The 13,319-nt window shown below is 70.0% G+C and carries 9 protein-coding genes; 5 read left to right on the top strand and 4 right to left on the bottom strand.

Going from position 1 to position 13,319, the window contains the following annotated elements; all coding sequences use genetic code 11:
• Positions 1–16: 16 nt before the first annotated feature.
• The 3 genes from DY245_RS02565 to DY245_RS02555 form a co-directional block, all read right to left on the bottom strand.
• On the bottom strand, positions 17–1,633 hold the full coding sequence (locus DY245_RS02565; protein WP_128503005.1) for a peptide ABC transporter substrate-binding protein: 1,617 nt from the start codon (positions 1,631–1,633) through the stop codon (positions 17–19).
• A gap of 245 nt (positions 1,634–1,878) precedes the next feature.
• Complete coding sequence (gene typA / locus DY245_RS02560; RefSeq protein WP_128503003.1) at positions 1,879–3,783, bottom strand: translational GTPase TypA; 1,905 nt, start codon at positions 3,781–3,783, stop codon at positions 1,879–1,881.
• Positions 3,784–3,947: 164 nt separating this feature from the next.
• On the bottom strand, positions 3,948–6,485 hold the full coding sequence (locus DY245_RS02555) for an ABC transporter family substrate-binding protein (RefSeq protein ID WP_128503001.1): 2,538 nt from the start codon (positions 6,483–6,485) through the stop codon (positions 3,948–3,950).
• 406 nt (positions 6,486–6,891) lie between these two features.
• Here DY245_RS02555 and DY245_RS02550 point away from each other — a divergent pair, with 406 nt between their 5' ends.
• The 5 genes from DY245_RS02550 to DY245_RS02530 all read left to right on the top strand — a co-directional run bounded on the left by DY245_RS02550 (position 6,892) and on the right by DY245_RS02530 (position 12,358).
• Positions 6,892–7,191, top strand: coding sequence for a hypothetical protein (locus tag DY245_RS02550; protein ID WP_128502999.1), 300 nt, complete (start codon positions 6,892–6,894; stop codon positions 7,189–7,191).
• Between the two features lie 104 nt (positions 7,192–7,295).
• A complete protein-coding gene (locus tag DY245_RS02545; RefSeq protein ID WP_128502997.1) occupies positions 7,296–8,123 on the top strand; it encodes a hypothetical protein in 828 nt (275 codons plus the stop codon).
• A 58-nt stretch (positions 8,124–8,181) separates the two neighbouring features.
• The gene (locus DY245_RS02540; RefSeq protein ID WP_128502995.1) at positions 8,182–10,134 is read left to right on the top strand and encodes a fumarate reductase/succinate dehydrogenase flavoprotein subunit; all 1,953 of its coding nucleotides are present in this window, start codon (positions 8,182–8,184) and stop codon (positions 10,132–10,134) included.
• Entirely contained in the window at positions 10,131–10,949 is an 819-nt protein-coding gene (locus tag DY245_RS02535) for a succinate dehydrogenase/fumarate reductase iron-sulfur subunit (RefSeq protein ID WP_128502993.1), read from the top strand. Before DY245_RS02540 ends, DY245_RS02535 begins: the two co-directional genes overlap by 4 nt.
• A gap of 11 nt (positions 10,950–10,960) precedes the next feature.
• Positions 10,961–12,358: an amidohydrolase family protein gene (locus DY245_RS02530; protein WP_244942790.1), complete on the top strand. Its 1,398-nt coding sequence runs from the start codon at positions 10,961–10,963 to the stop codon at positions 12,356–12,358.
• Positions 12,359–12,415: 57 nt separating this feature from the next.
• On the opposite strand, the gene DY245_RS02525 is transcribed toward DY245_RS02530, so the two are convergent.
• The coding region (locus DY245_RS02525) for an ATP-binding SpoIIE family protein phosphatase (protein WP_244942789.1) at positions 12,416–13,319 on the bottom strand (904 nt) is incomplete at its 5' end.

Raw genomic sequence — 13,319 nt, 5'->3', positions numbered from 1 at the left:
CTCCCTCACCGGTCGGTCAGTTGACCTGGATCTCGTTGTAGACGGGCACACTGAACGGATTCAGCGACACATTCCTGATCCGGTCCGAATAGCCGCCGCTGCCGTTCTGGTACCACAGCGGAATGGCCGGCATCTGCGCGGCGAGGATCTTCTCCGCCTCCTGGAACTTCGCGACGGCCCGGGCGGTGTCGGTGGCGGCATTGGCCTCATCGACCAGCTTGTCGAAGGCGGGGTTGCTGTACTTCCCGTCGTTCGACGAGGCGTTGGTGTAGTACAGCGGCTGCAGAAAGTTCTGGATCAGCGGATAGTCCATCTGCCAGCCGGCCCGGAAGGGCCCGGACAACGCCTTGGCCGAAATCTTGTTCCGGAAGTCGGCGAACGTCCCGACCGGATTCCCGACGCACGCCTTGTCGCTCCCCAGCGAGGTGTTGATGTTGTTGCAGATCGCGTCGATCCAGTCCTTGTGGGAACCGCTGTCCGCGTTGTACGTGATCGTCATCTTCCCGCCGGGCAGCCCGCCCCCCTCCTGGATCAGCTGCTTTGCTTTCCCCGGGTTGAACACACAGGCCTCCCCGCACAGCCCCGCCTTGTATCCGCCGCCCGCGCCCAGCACCGGCGAGGTCCAGTCCGTGGCGGGTGTCCGGGTCTTCTGGAAGATCTCCTTGGTGATCTGGTCCCGGTTGATCGCCATGGAGATCCCGCGCCGCACCTTGTCCTTTCTCGCCCCGCCCCAATTCTTGTCGTACATCGGGAAGGTCAGGGTCTGAATGATCCCGGCCGGCTGATTGATATAGCGACCACCGAGGTCCTTGTGGACATTCTTGAGCTGCGCGGCCGGCACATCGTCCACAAGGTCCAGATTTCCGGCCTGCAAATCGGTATAAGCGGTGTTGTTGTCCGTGTAGACCCGCAGATCGATCCCGCCGTTCCGCGCCGGATCCGCCCCCGGATACTTCTCCCACTTGCGCAGCCGCAGCACGGACCCCTTTTCGTAGGAGTCGACGGTGTACGGCCCGTTACCGACCGACTTCCGCAGCCAGGCGGCATGGTCCTGGAAGAATGCCCGCGGCAGCGGCATGAAGGCCGCGTACCCCAGCGTGTCCGGCCAGCTGGAGAACTTCTGGTTGAGCTTGACGGTAAAGGTCCGGTCATCCTTCACCACCAGCCCCGACAGCGTCTTGGCCGTGGGTGAGCCGTTCGCCGGGTGCACCCGGTCGAAGCCGTCAATATATTGAAAGAACGCCGCATTCTTCTGCTTGTTGTCCAGCAGCGCCCCATAATTCCAGGCATCCACGAAGGACTTGGCGGTGACCTTCTCCCCATTACTGAAGAACCAGCCGGGTTTCAAGGTCACCGTGTAATTCCGCGAATCCGTCGTCGCGATCCGTTCCGCGATCACATTCTCCGCGGCCCCCGTCTTGGGGTTGTACCTCTTGAGCCCCCGGAACAGCATCTCCAGGACCTTGCCGCCCTGGACCTCATTGGTGTTCGCCGGCTCCAGCGGATTCTGCGGATCCCCCCAGGACGAGCTGACCACCCCGGAACGGCTCGCACTCCCCCCGCCGCAGGCCGTGGCCGCGAGGGCGACGGCGGCGGCGCACACGCCCCACTTCGCGCGCAGGGCTCCACGCATGAAGCCTCCTCAGGTCCGGATCGTGCCTAGGGCCTGTCCGCCCTGGGCCACATAAGATCGCAAAGCCGGACGTAGCGCACTTCGGCGGCGACGGCCGGTGCTCCGAAGACCTGAGAAAACCCTCGTATGCCGGAACGGAGTTGGGGTCGGCGGCATGGCGCCGTGCCGTCGCGGTACGACAAGGGGGCGCCCCCTCGCGCGAGGGGGCGCCCCATCATGTCGACCGGCCCGGGCCGGCGGAAGTGTTACCGCTTGGCGCGGGAGGCGGTGCGGCCGCGCTCCTTCTGGTCCAGGACGACCTTGCGGATGCGCACGGACTCCGGGGTCACCTCGACGCACTCGTCGTCGCGGCAGAACTCCAGGGACTGCTCCAGCGACAGCTTGCGCGGCGGCACGATCGCCTCGAAGGAGTCGGCCGAGGCGGAGCGCATGTTGGTGAGCTTCTTCTCCTTGGTGATGTTGACGTCCATGTCGTCGGCGCGGGAGTTCTCGCCGACGATCATGCCCTCGTACACCTCGGTGCCCGGGTCGGTGAAGAGCACACCGCGCTCCTGGAGGTTCGTCATCGCGAAGGCGGTGACGGCACCGGCGCGGTCGGCGACCAGCGAACCGTTGTTACGGGTCTTCAGCTCGCCGAACCACGGCTCGTGGCCCTCGTGGATGGAGTGCGCGATACCGGTACCGCGGGTGTTGGTCAGGAACTCCGTACGGAAGCCGATCAGGCCGCGGGACGGGACGACGAACTCCATGCGGACCCAGCCGGAGCCGTGGTTGGACATGTTGTCCATCCGGCCCTTGCGGGTGCCCATGAGCTGGGTGACGGCGCCCATGTGCTCCTCGGGCACATCGATGGTGATGCGCTCGACCGGCTCGTAGGTCTTGCCGTCCACCTGCTTGGTGACCACCTGCGGCTTGCCGATGGTCATCTCGAAGCCCTCGCGGCGCATCTGCTCCACCAGGATGGCCAGCGCCAGCTCACCGCGACCCTGCACCTCCCAGGCGTCGGGGCGCTCGGTTTCCAGGACGCGGAGGCTGACGTTACCGACCAGCTCGCGCTCCAGGCGGTCCTTGACCTGGCGGGCGGTGACCTTGCGGTCCTTGACCGCGGACTTGGCCTCCGCGCCCTTACCGGTGCCGCCGCGGCCGACCAGCGGGGAGGTGTTCGTACCGATGGTCATGGAGATCGCGGGCTCGTCGACCGTGATCAGCGGCAGCGCGATCGGGTTCTCCGGGTCGGCGAGGGTCTCGCCGATCATGATGTCGGGGATGCCCGCGACCGCACAGATGTCACCGGGGCCGGCCACCTCGGCGGGCTTGCGGGTGAGCGCCTCGGTCATCATCAGCTCGGTGATGCGGACGTTGGAGGTGGAGCCGTCGCGCTTGATCCAGGTGACGTTCTGGCCCTTGCGCAGCTCGCCCTGCTCGACGCGGAGCAGCGCGATACGGCCGAGGAAGTTGTCCGCGTCGAGGTTGGTGACGTGCGCCTGCAGCGGGGCGGACTCGTCGTACTCGGGGGCCGGGACGTGCTCCAGAAGCGTGGTGAAGAACGGCTCCAGGTTGGTGCTGTCGGCCGGGACGGTGCCGTCCTCCGGCTTGGTCAGCGAGGCGACGCCGTCACGGGCGCAGGCGTAGACGATCGGGAACTCGATCTGGTCCTCGTCCGCGTCCAGGTCCAGGAAGAGGTCGTAGGTCTCGTTGACGACCTCGTCGATCCGGGAGTCGGGACGGTCGGTCTTGTTGATGCACAGGATGACCGGCATCCGGGCCGAGAGGGCCTTGCGGAGCACGAAGCGGGTCTGCGGCAGCGGGCCCTCGGAGGCGTCGACCAGCAGCACGACCGCGTCGACCATCGACAGACCGCGCTCGACCTCGCCACCGAAGTCGGCGTGGCCGGGGGTGTCGATGATGTTGATCGTGATCGGGTCCCCGCCGGACTTGGGGTGATACTTCACCGCCGTGTTCTTGGCGAGGATCGTGATGCCCTTCTCACGCTCCAGGTCGTTGGAGTCCATCATCCGGTCGTCGAGCTTCTCTGCGGCGTGCTCGGCGAACGCACCGGCCTGCTTGAGCATGGCGTCGACGAGGGTCGTCTTGCCGTGGTCGACGTGGGCGACGATGGCTACGTTACGAATGTCGTGGCGGGTGGGCATACTGGCGGCGCTTCTCCCGGAATCGTGGATGGCGACACGTCCATCCGGTACGCGCGCCTGCCGGGCAAACACGCCACGGCCTCACCCCATGGTACGTGGCCGCGGCGGCATTACCCGCCGCAGCCCGTGCGCACACCACCTGACCTGCGGTTTCTTACCGATTGTTAGCTTTGGGGAAGCCCTGTCTTCTTGTAACCGATGTCTTGGAAGCGGGGCGTGGCGAAGCCGAAGGCGCCGACGTTGGCGAGCGACTTCTTCGTGGCCACCAGCTGGGGCCGCTGGTAGAGCGGAATCGATCCGGCGGCCGCCCAGATCCGGGCGTCGGCCTGCTCCATCAGCGTGTGCGCGGCGCCCTCGTCCAGCTCGGAGGCGGCCTGGTCGAAGAGCTGGTCGATGTGGTCGGTGCCGACCCGGGTGTAGTTCTGCTCGACGGTCAGCGAGCCGTCCGGCGCGGGCTGCGGCTTGGCGTAGATCGGCCGGGCGTCGGTCGCCGGGTAGGCGGTGCCGGGCCAGGAGTACAGCGCCAGGTCGTAGTCGCCGGAGGCGATGTGGTCCTGGAAGTAGCTGGCGTCGGAGACCCGCTGGAGGGAGGTCTGTACGCCGATCTTGCCGAGCATCGTGGCGATCCGGCGGCCGACGGCGCGCAGCTGCTCGGATCCGGCGCCGTCGGGGAGCACGAAGCGCAGGGTGAGCGGCTTGCCGTCCTTCTTGACGGCGGCGACCCGGGCCGTCCTGCCGCCGGCCGGCCCGGCGACGCGGAGCGCGTCGTAGGAGCGCGCGGCGCCGATGTGCCGGGCGCCCGGGTTGCCGCCGGATCCGGGCAGCTGCGGGGCCTGGCCGTTCTCGATCAGCTCGGCGGCGGTCAGCGTCTGTGCCGCCCGCTTCTTGTACCGCTTGTACCGCGCGTACGCCGAGGACCCGGTGTCACCGTCCGCGTCCTCCTTCTCACTGGCCGCCGCCTCCTTGTAGAACGAGGCGCTCTGCCGCAGCAGGGCGGCCTGCTGCACCTCGGAGCCGACCGCGCCGATGAAGGACAGCGGGGCCTCGGCGGCGGCGGGCCGGGCGCCGGCCTCGTGGTCGCCCCGGACGGGCGCGCCGGCGTGGCCGGGAATGGGGCGTCCGGGATTACGGCCGTCCGCGTCGCCGTCGTACAGGCCGTCGCCCTGCTCGCCGAGGAAGTCGTACCCGTCCCGGTCGCCGTCGGGCCCGTCCCCGTACCGGTCGTCCGACGGCTCGTCGCCGTCGTCGTACCCGTATCCGTCGGCATCGCGCCCGGCACGGGGAGCGGACGCGCCCCGCTTCTCGCCGGCCTGCTGCCGGTCGGTGCCGTCGCCCTTCCAGCCGGCGTCGGCGAGCAGCGCCTTGGCCGCGCCGGTGTCCTGGCCGCCGAGCGCATCGCTGTGGTCCTCGTAGCCGTGCTGCCCGGCCATCAGCAGATGGCTGCCGAGCGGCTTGGACGGCAGGTCGAGCGGCTTGAGGACGACGTCGGCGAGCGCCTGCCGGTCGAGGGCGCGGGCCACCGCGCGGCGCACCCGGTCGTCGGCCAGCGGCCCGCTGCTGCCGTTGAGGGCGAGCTGGGTGTAGGCGGGCTCCAGGGCCTTGCGGATGGTGTAGCCGCGCAGTACCGCGTTCTCCGCGGCGGCGGTCTTGGCGGTCTTGGCGGTCTTGGCGCTCTTGGCGCTCTTGGCGCTCTTGGCGCTCTTGGCGTCGGACCTGGCCTTGGACCGTCCTTGGGCCCGCGCACCGGCATCCTGCGGGCCGGCGTTGCCGGAGCCGGGCTTCCTGTGTGAGCCGGAGGCAGCCGGGCGCAGGGCGGAGGCGACCCGCTTCGCGGCGATCTGGTCGACCGCGGCGACATCGATGCTCCCGTCGGCCAGCGCCGCGGCCCGCTTGTCCCCGGGCAGCGACTGGAGCACGATCGTGCGGAGCTTGGCGGGCTCGCCCCACCACTGCGGGTTGCGTACGAGGACGACGCGCCCCTCCTCGGTGTCCCGCTCCCGGACCAGGAACGGTCCGGCGCCGATCTTGAGCTGCTCACGCGCGGCGTCGTTGAAGGCGTTGGCGTCACCCATCACGCTCTTGGGGTAGAGCGGTGTGAACAGGGACCGCCAGTCGGCATACGGCCGGGCGAAGGTGACCTTGACCTCCCGGGGGCCGGCGCCCTGCTCGACCTTGCCGATCCGGTCGTAGCCGGCGTTGCGGGCCGTCCAGTACGCGTTGTCCTTGCCGCGCAGGGCGTTCCACTGGGCGATGAAGTCGGCGGCAGTGATCGGTGTGCCGTCGCTCCACCGCGCCTTGGGGTTGATCTTGTACATGACGACCTGCTTGGGGGCGCGGGCGCTGACCTCCGCGGCGTCGAGGTAGTCGGCGTTGCGCTGCGGGGTGCCGGCGGCGTCGACGGTGAACATGCTGGGCAGCACCGCGCCGGCGATCCGCGCGGTGGTCGCATCGGCATCGGCCTGGAAAGCGTTCAGGGTGCCGGGCATCGCATCGATCGCCCAGCGCAGCGTGCCGCCGCTCTTGAGCTCGCCGCGGGGCGCGGGGGCGATGTCCTGGGACGCCGCGACGGACGCCTCCCGGTCGTCGCCGCTGCATCCGGTCAGGGCCGGCAGCGGGAGCAGCACCCCCGCGACGATGAGCGCGGCACTGCGGCGTCCGCGGCACACCGCGCGGCGGCCTGAGGGGTGGTCGTGGTCGGTCATGACGGTTACCTCCGGGCTCGCCCGCGCCGCGCCGAGCACCGTCCGAGAGCTGGCCGGCGCACCACGTTCGGCCGACTTTGCGGCTCATCACATCTATGACCCCCTACTGAAAGCGACCGGTGCGCGGCCCGCCGCCCGACACGTCGGCCGCCGCGTCAAGGCCACCCGCCCGGCCCAACACCGGGCCCGCGGGCGGGAAAAAGGCGGGACATTTCAGGGGCACGAACGACCGCACATCCGCCCGCTCCCGTATCGGCGTTCGATCTCCGCCGCGGCGCATGGTTGCCGAAACGCACCGGTTCGAGTCGTAATCGCGCCGGACCCCTTCCCAACGCCTACTGTGACGCGCGACACTCTCGGGCGCATGAGATCGCCCACCACACCTTCAAAAGTGAGGGCACGTGCTATGTCCCTTCAGGACGAACTGACGGCGGTTGAACGCGGCCTGGACGAACTGATCCGGTCGGTGGGAAGACTGGAGGCGCGGATCGGCGCCGGTCTGGACATCCGCCGGGTGCGCAGTGACACGGACCATCTGCGCGAGAGTCTCGCCCTGCTGAAGCAGAGCGTGGCCGCCGGGCCACCCAGCCGTCCGGGCGCCGCCGACGAAGAGATGGTGCCGATCTCCGACGCCCCCTACAACTCCGCGCTGTGGACGGACGCCGAGGACGAGGGCCTCGGCTCCAGGAACGGCCACGCCCCCTGACGCCGAAGAAAGCCCCACCGTCCGACCCTCATCCCGTCCCGCCCCGCCCCGGCGGTGCACCTTCCGCCCCCGCCCCGACGGAGCGCCCTTCACGGAGACCGACGTTGGCCACTGGCACCGAACCCTCATCAGCAACGGGCGCAACCGGCGTGCACTCCGCCGCGCGCGCCGCCATCCCCGCCCGTCATCTGCGCACCGACCGCTGGTGGCTGGCGCCGGCCGCCACCGCCGCCGGGCTGCTCGCGTTCATCGTCTACTCGACCTGGCGGGCGTTCGCGAACGCCGACTACTACCACGCGCCCTATGTCTCGCCGTTCTACTCGCCGTGCCTGGCGGAGAACTGCCACACCATGCGCGGCGGGCCCAACTGGGAGATCTTCGGCAGCTGGTGGGGCCTGTCCCCCGCGCTGCTGATCCTGATCTTCCCGCTGGGTTTCCGGCTGACCTGCTACTACTACCGCAAGGCCTACTACCGCGGCTTCTGGGCCTCGCCCCCGGCCTGCGCGGTCGCCGAGCCGCACAAGAAGTACACCGGTGAGACCCGCTTCCCGCTGATCCTGCAGAACATCCACCGCTACTTCTTCTACTTCGCGGTGCTGGTCGCCGGGGTGCTGACGTACGACACCGCGCTCACCTTCCGCGACGAGCACTACCACTGGGGCCATATGGGCCTGGGCTCCCTGGTGTTCCTCGTCAACATCGTGCTGATCTGGGCGTACACCGTCTCCTGCCACTCCTGCCGGCACATCGTCGGCGGCCGGCTGCGGCACTTCTCCAAGCACCCGGTGCGCTACCGGCTGTGGGGCTGGATCGGCAGGCTCAACGAGCGGCACATGCTGCTCGCGTGGTCCTCGCTGATCAGCGTGGCGCTGGCGGACTTCTATGTGTTCCTGCTGGCCAGCGGGGCGTTCGAGGATCCGCGCTTCTTCTGACGGCAACTGCCCCAACTACTCCTACGACAGCTTCTCCTAAGGAAAGGTGTGCCCCCAGATGGCGCATGTGGACCGGCAGGCATGGGACGTGGTCGTGGTGGGCGCGGGCGGCGCCGGTCTGCGTGCCGCCATCGAGGCCCGCGAGGCCGGCATGCGGACGGCCGTGATCTGCAAATCCCTTTTCGGCAAGGCCCATACGGTGATGGCCGAGGGCGGTATCGCGGCCAGCATGGGCAACGCCAACGAGCACGACAACTGGCAGGTCCATTTCCGCGACACCCTGCGCGGCGGAAAGTTCCTCAACCACTGGCGGATGGCCGAGCTGCACGCCCGTGAGGCCCCGGACCGGGTCTGGGAGCTGGAGACCTGGGGCGCGCTCTTCGACCGCACCCCGGACGGCCGGATCTCCCAGCGCAACTTCGGCGGCCATGAATACCCGCGCCTGGCGCATGTCGGCGACCGTACGGGCCTGGAGCTGATCCGCACCCTGCAGCAGAAGATCGTCGCGCTGCAGCAGGAGGACGAGCGGGAGTTCGGCGCGTACGACGCCCGGCTGAAGGTCTTCCAGGAGTGCACCGTCACCCGCGTACTGAAGAGTGACGGGCGGGTCTCCGGCACCTTCTGTTACGAACGGGAATCCGGCCGCTTCTTCGTCATGGAGGCGCCGGCGGTGGTGCTGGCCACCGGCGGCATCGGCAAGTCGTTCAAGGTGACCTCTAATTCCTGGGAGTACACCGGCGACGGCCATGCGCTGGCGCTGCTGGCCGGGGCGCCGCTGATCAACATGGAGTTCGTGCAGTTCCACCCCACCGGGATGGTCTGGCCGCCGTCGGTGAAGGGCATCCTCGTCACCGAGTCCGTGCGCGGCGACGGCGGAGTGCTGCGCAACAGCGAGGGCAAGCGCTTCATGTTCGACTACATCCCGGACGTCTTCAAGGAGAAGTACGCCGAGAGCGAGGACGAGGGCGACCGCTGGTACGAGGACCCGGAGCGCAACCGCCGCCCACCCGAGCTGCTGCCCCGAGACGAGGTCGCCCGCGCCATCAACGCCGAGGTCAAGGCGGGCCGCGGCTCCCCGCACGGCGGCGTCTATCTGGATGTCTCCACCCGGATGCCGGCCGAGGTGATCAAGCGCCGGCTGCCGTCCATGCACCACCAGTTCAAGGAGCTGGCGGATGTGGACATCACCGCCGAGCCGATGGAGGTCGGCCCGACCTGTCACTACGTGATGGGCGGGGTGGACGTGGACCCGGACACCGCGGCGGCGACCGGCGTACCGGGCCTGTTCGCGGCCGGTGAGGTGGCCGGCGGGATGCACGGCTCCAACCGGCTGGGCGGTAACTCCCTGTCCGACCTGCTGGTCTTCGGCCGCCGGGCGGGTCTGCACGCGGCCGAGTACGCGGCATCGCTGACCGACCGGCCGCAGGCCGACCCGTTGCAGATCGACGCGGCGGAGGCGGAGGCGCTGCGCCCCTTCAGCGCCGAGGAGGCCGGGGACGCCGAGGAGGCCGCCGGCCGCGACAGGGGCCCGGCCGAGAATCCGTACACCCTGCACCAGGAGCTCCAGCAGGCGATGAACGACCTGGTCGGCATCATCCGCAGGGAGGGGGAGATGGCCGAGGCGCTGAAGCGGCTGGCCGATCTGCGGGTCCGGGCCCGGCGGGCCGGCGTGGAGGGGCACCGGCAGTACAACCCGGGCTGGCATCTGTCCATCGATCTGCGGAACATGCTGCTGGTCAGCGAGTGTGTGGCGCGGGCGGCGCTGGCGCGCGAGGAGAGCCGGGGCGGGCACACCCGCGACGACCATCCCGCGATGGACCGGAGCTGGCGCAACATCAATCTGGTCTGCGAACTCGCCGATCCGCAGTGCGACGCGCGGGCCGCCGACCCGTCCCTGGGCCAGATCCGGCTGTCCCGCCGCGAGACCCCGCCGATCCGCCGCGATCTGCTGGAACTGTTCGAGAAGGACGAGCTGGCGAAGTATCTGACGGACGAGGAGCTGAGCCGGTGAGTGAGCCGCAGGCAGTACAGGACGGGAAAGAGCAGTCCGGACAAGCCGGTGCCTACCAGGCGCACTTCAGGGTGTGGCGGGGCGACGCGGACGGCGGAGAGCTGGCGGACTTCCAGGTCGAGGTGCACGAGGGCGAGGTGGTGCTGGACATCATCCACCGCCTCCAGGCGACCCAGACGCCCGATCTCGCCGTGCGCTGGAACTGCAAGGCGGGCAAGTGCGGTTCGTGCAGTGCGGAGATCAACGGGCGGCCGCGGCTGATGTGTATGACGCGGATGTCGGTGTTCGACCGTACGGAGACGATCACGGTCACGCCGATGCGGGCGTTCCCGGTCGTCCGCGACCTGGTCACCGATGTGTCCTTCAACTACGCCAAGGCCCGCGAGATCCCGTCGTTCGTGCCGCCCGCGGAGCTGGCGCCCGGTGAGTACCGCATGAAGCAGGAGGATGTGGGCCGTTCGCAGGAGTTCCGTAAGTGCATCGAGTGCTTCCTGTGTCAGGACACCTGCCATGTCGTCCGTGACCACGAGGAGAACAAGGCCGCCTTCGCCGGTCCGCGCTTCCTGATGCGGATCGCCGAGCTCGACATGCATCCGCTGGACGCGGCGCCGGAGTCCGGTATCGACCGCAAGGGCAGCGCGCAGGACGACCACGGGCTGGGCTACTGCAACATCACCAAGTGCTGCACCGAGGTCTGCCCCGAGAACATCAAGATCACCGACAATGCGCTGATCCCGCTGAAGGAGCGCGCCGCGGACCGTAAGTACGACCCGCTGGTCTGGCTCGGCAACAAGATCCGGCGCCGTACGGAATGACTCCCGGGGAGATGAACCGGCGCACCGTGCTCGCGGGCATCGGCGGCATTCCGCTCGCCGCGGCGGCCGGTGCGCCCGAATCCGGCGGCCGGCTCACGAGCCCCGCGGCGCCCCCGGACCGCGCCCGCGCCACGCTGCTGCGCGGCGCGGACCTGGTGCTCACCATGGACCCCGATCTCGGCAGCGGCCCCCTGGGCACGCTGGAGAACGGCGTCGACATCCTGCTGCGGGCCGGGAAGATCGAGGCCGTGGGCCGGGGCCTGGCCGCGCCGCACGGCGCCCGGGTGCTGGACGCCGGCGGCAAGCTCGTGCTGCCGGGGTTCGTGGATCTGCACAACCACCTGTGGCAGTGCAGCATCCGCGGCGGCTGCCCGGACCGGGATCTGAACGGCTGGCTGGCCGGCTGCGAACGCGCCGCCCTCCCGAAGATCGACGCCCAGGACATGTACCGCTTCGTCCATCTCGCGGCCCTCGACGCCCTCCACGCCGGTGTCACCACCGTCGTCGACTGGGTGCATCCCCTCCCGTACGACACCGGCGAGCGCTACATCCGGGCGCTGGACGACGCCGGGCTGCGGTTCGTCTACGCGGCAGCGCAGCGCGCCGCCGAGCGCCACCTCATCGGGGAGACCAAGAAGGACTTCCTGGACCCGCTGCCGCTGGCCTCGGCCCAGGTGGCGGTGGAGCCCGGGATGTCGGTCCTCACCCAGCTGCGGCAGTTCCACGAGATCGCCCGCGAGCTCGGCGTGATGCTCAACGCCCATGTCCTCGAACAGCGCGACGACCGCAAGGACGACCCGATCCGCTCGCTGCGCACGGTCGGCGCCTTCGGTCCCGGCCTGCTGATGAACCACGCGATCCACCTCACCGACGAGGAGATCGCGCTGACCGGCGCGCACGACGTACGGGTGGCGCACTGTCCGCTCAGCAATATGCGGCTGGCGACGGGCATCATGCCGCTGCCCGCGCTGCACCGGCACGGCGTGCGGGCCGGGCTCGGCCATGACGGCGGGACCAACGACACCTCGGACATGTTCCATGTGATGAAGGCGGCCGTCGGGCTCCAGCGGGCCCGGCACGAGGACGCCGGGATCCATCCGACGGTCCCGGCCGTGCTGCGGATGGCGACCCTGGGCGGCGCGGAGTGCATCGGCATGGCGGACCGCGTCGGGTCGCTGACACCGGGCAAGCGCGCCGATGTCGTCGTCCTGGACCCCGGCACGCTCAACTTCGCCCCGCGCTTCGACTGGACCGGCCAGATCGTGTTCAACGGGCAGCCGTCGAACGTCAGCGAGGTCTTCGTCGACGGCCGTCTGCGCAAGTCACGGGGCGAGCTGGTGGAGGTGGACACCGCGCGGGTGGTCCGGGAGGCGGAGCGGGCCGCGGCGCGCCTGCGCACCGCCGCCTGACCCGACCGGTGGGCCGTAGCGCCCGGCCTCCGGCGCCCCGCGTCCCGACCGCCCTCCTCAGAACAGACTCAGCAGCGCTTCCGTCGGATCCGCCGCCGGCGACTCCCCGTCGGGCAGGCCGAGTTCGAACCAGACGGTCTTGCCGCGCGGGGTGCGGCGGCTGCCCCAGCCCTCGCTCAGCAGACCGACCAGCTGGAGTCCGCGGCCGCCCTCGTCGGTGTCCCGGGCGCGGCGGCGGCGCGGCTGGGCGAGATCGGCGTCCCAGACCTCGCAGACCAGCGAGCGGTCCAGCAGCAGCCGCAGCCGGATCTCCCCGTGGCCGTGCCGTAGCGCATTGGTCACCAGCTCGCTGACCAGCAGCTCGGTGGTGTCGACCAGCTCCTGGAGGCCCCAGTCCGTGAGCTGCTCGCGGGCCAGTTCGCGGGCGCGGGCCACCGACCGGGCCTCCGGCGCCAGATTCCAGTCGCCCACCGCGTCCTTGGGCAGCCCGTGCACCCGCGCCATCAGCAGCGCGATGTCGTCCTCGCCGTGCGAGGTGTCCAGGGCGCTCAGCACATGGTCGCAGGCGTCCTCCAGCGGGCGGTCGGCGCCCGAGAGCGCCGTACGGAACGCCTGCAGCCCCTCGTCCAGCGGATGGTCGCGGGACTCCACCAGGCCGTCGGTGTAGAGCGCGAGCAGCGCGCCGTCCGGCAGCTCGACCTCGATCTCCTCGAAGGGCTCGCCGCCGACGCCGAGCGGCATCCCCGGCGGCACGTCGAGCAGCAGCGCGTCCTCGCCCTCCTCGACCAGCACCGGCGGCAGATGCCCGGCGTTGGCGAACGTACAGCGCCGGGTGATGGGGTCGTAGACGGCGTAGACGCAGGTGGCGAGGTAGACCTCGGAGAGATCGGCGGTACCGGCGGAGCGCCGGGTCTCGGGCGCGGGGTCGGCGGCCCCGGACCGGCCGCGCGCGGCCCGCGCG

Origin of the sequence: Streptomyces inhibens (assembly GCF_003389455.1) — a bacterium.
Taxonomy (GTDB): domain Bacteria; phylum Actinomycetota; class Actinomycetes; order Streptomycetales; family Streptomycetaceae; genus Streptomyces; species Streptomyces inhibens.
Note: the sequence above shows the minus strand (reverse complement) of the source record. Positions and strands in the feature narration are given on the sequence as shown.

What these genes read in the sequence shown, in the direction of transcription:
- DY245_RS02530 (WP_244942790.1), top strand. Translation starts at nt 10,961, where the DNA reads ATGAACCGGCGCACCGTGCTCGCGGGCATCGGCGGCATTCCGCTCGCC.
- DY245_RS02555 (WP_128503001.1), bottom strand. Translation starts at nt 6,485, where the DNA reads ATGACCGACCACGACCACCCCTCAGGCCGCCGCGCGGTGTGCCGCGGA.
- DY245_RS02540 (WP_128502995.1), top strand. Translation starts at nt 8,182, where the DNA reads ATGGCGCATGTGGACCGGCAGGCATGGGACGTGGTCGTGGTGGGCGCG.
- DY245_RS02565 (WP_128503005.1), bottom strand. Translation starts at nt 1,633, where the DNA reads ATGCGTGGAGCCCTGCGCGCGAAGTGGGGCGTGTGCGCCGCCGCCGTC.
- DY245_RS02550 (WP_128502999.1), top strand. Translation starts at nt 6,892, where the DNA reads ATGTCCCTTCAGGACGAACTGACGGCGGTTGAACGCGGCCTGGACGAA.
- typA (WP_128503003.1), bottom strand. Translation starts at nt 3,783, where the DNA reads ATGCCCACCCGCCACGACATTCGTAACGTAGCCATCGTCGCCCACGTC.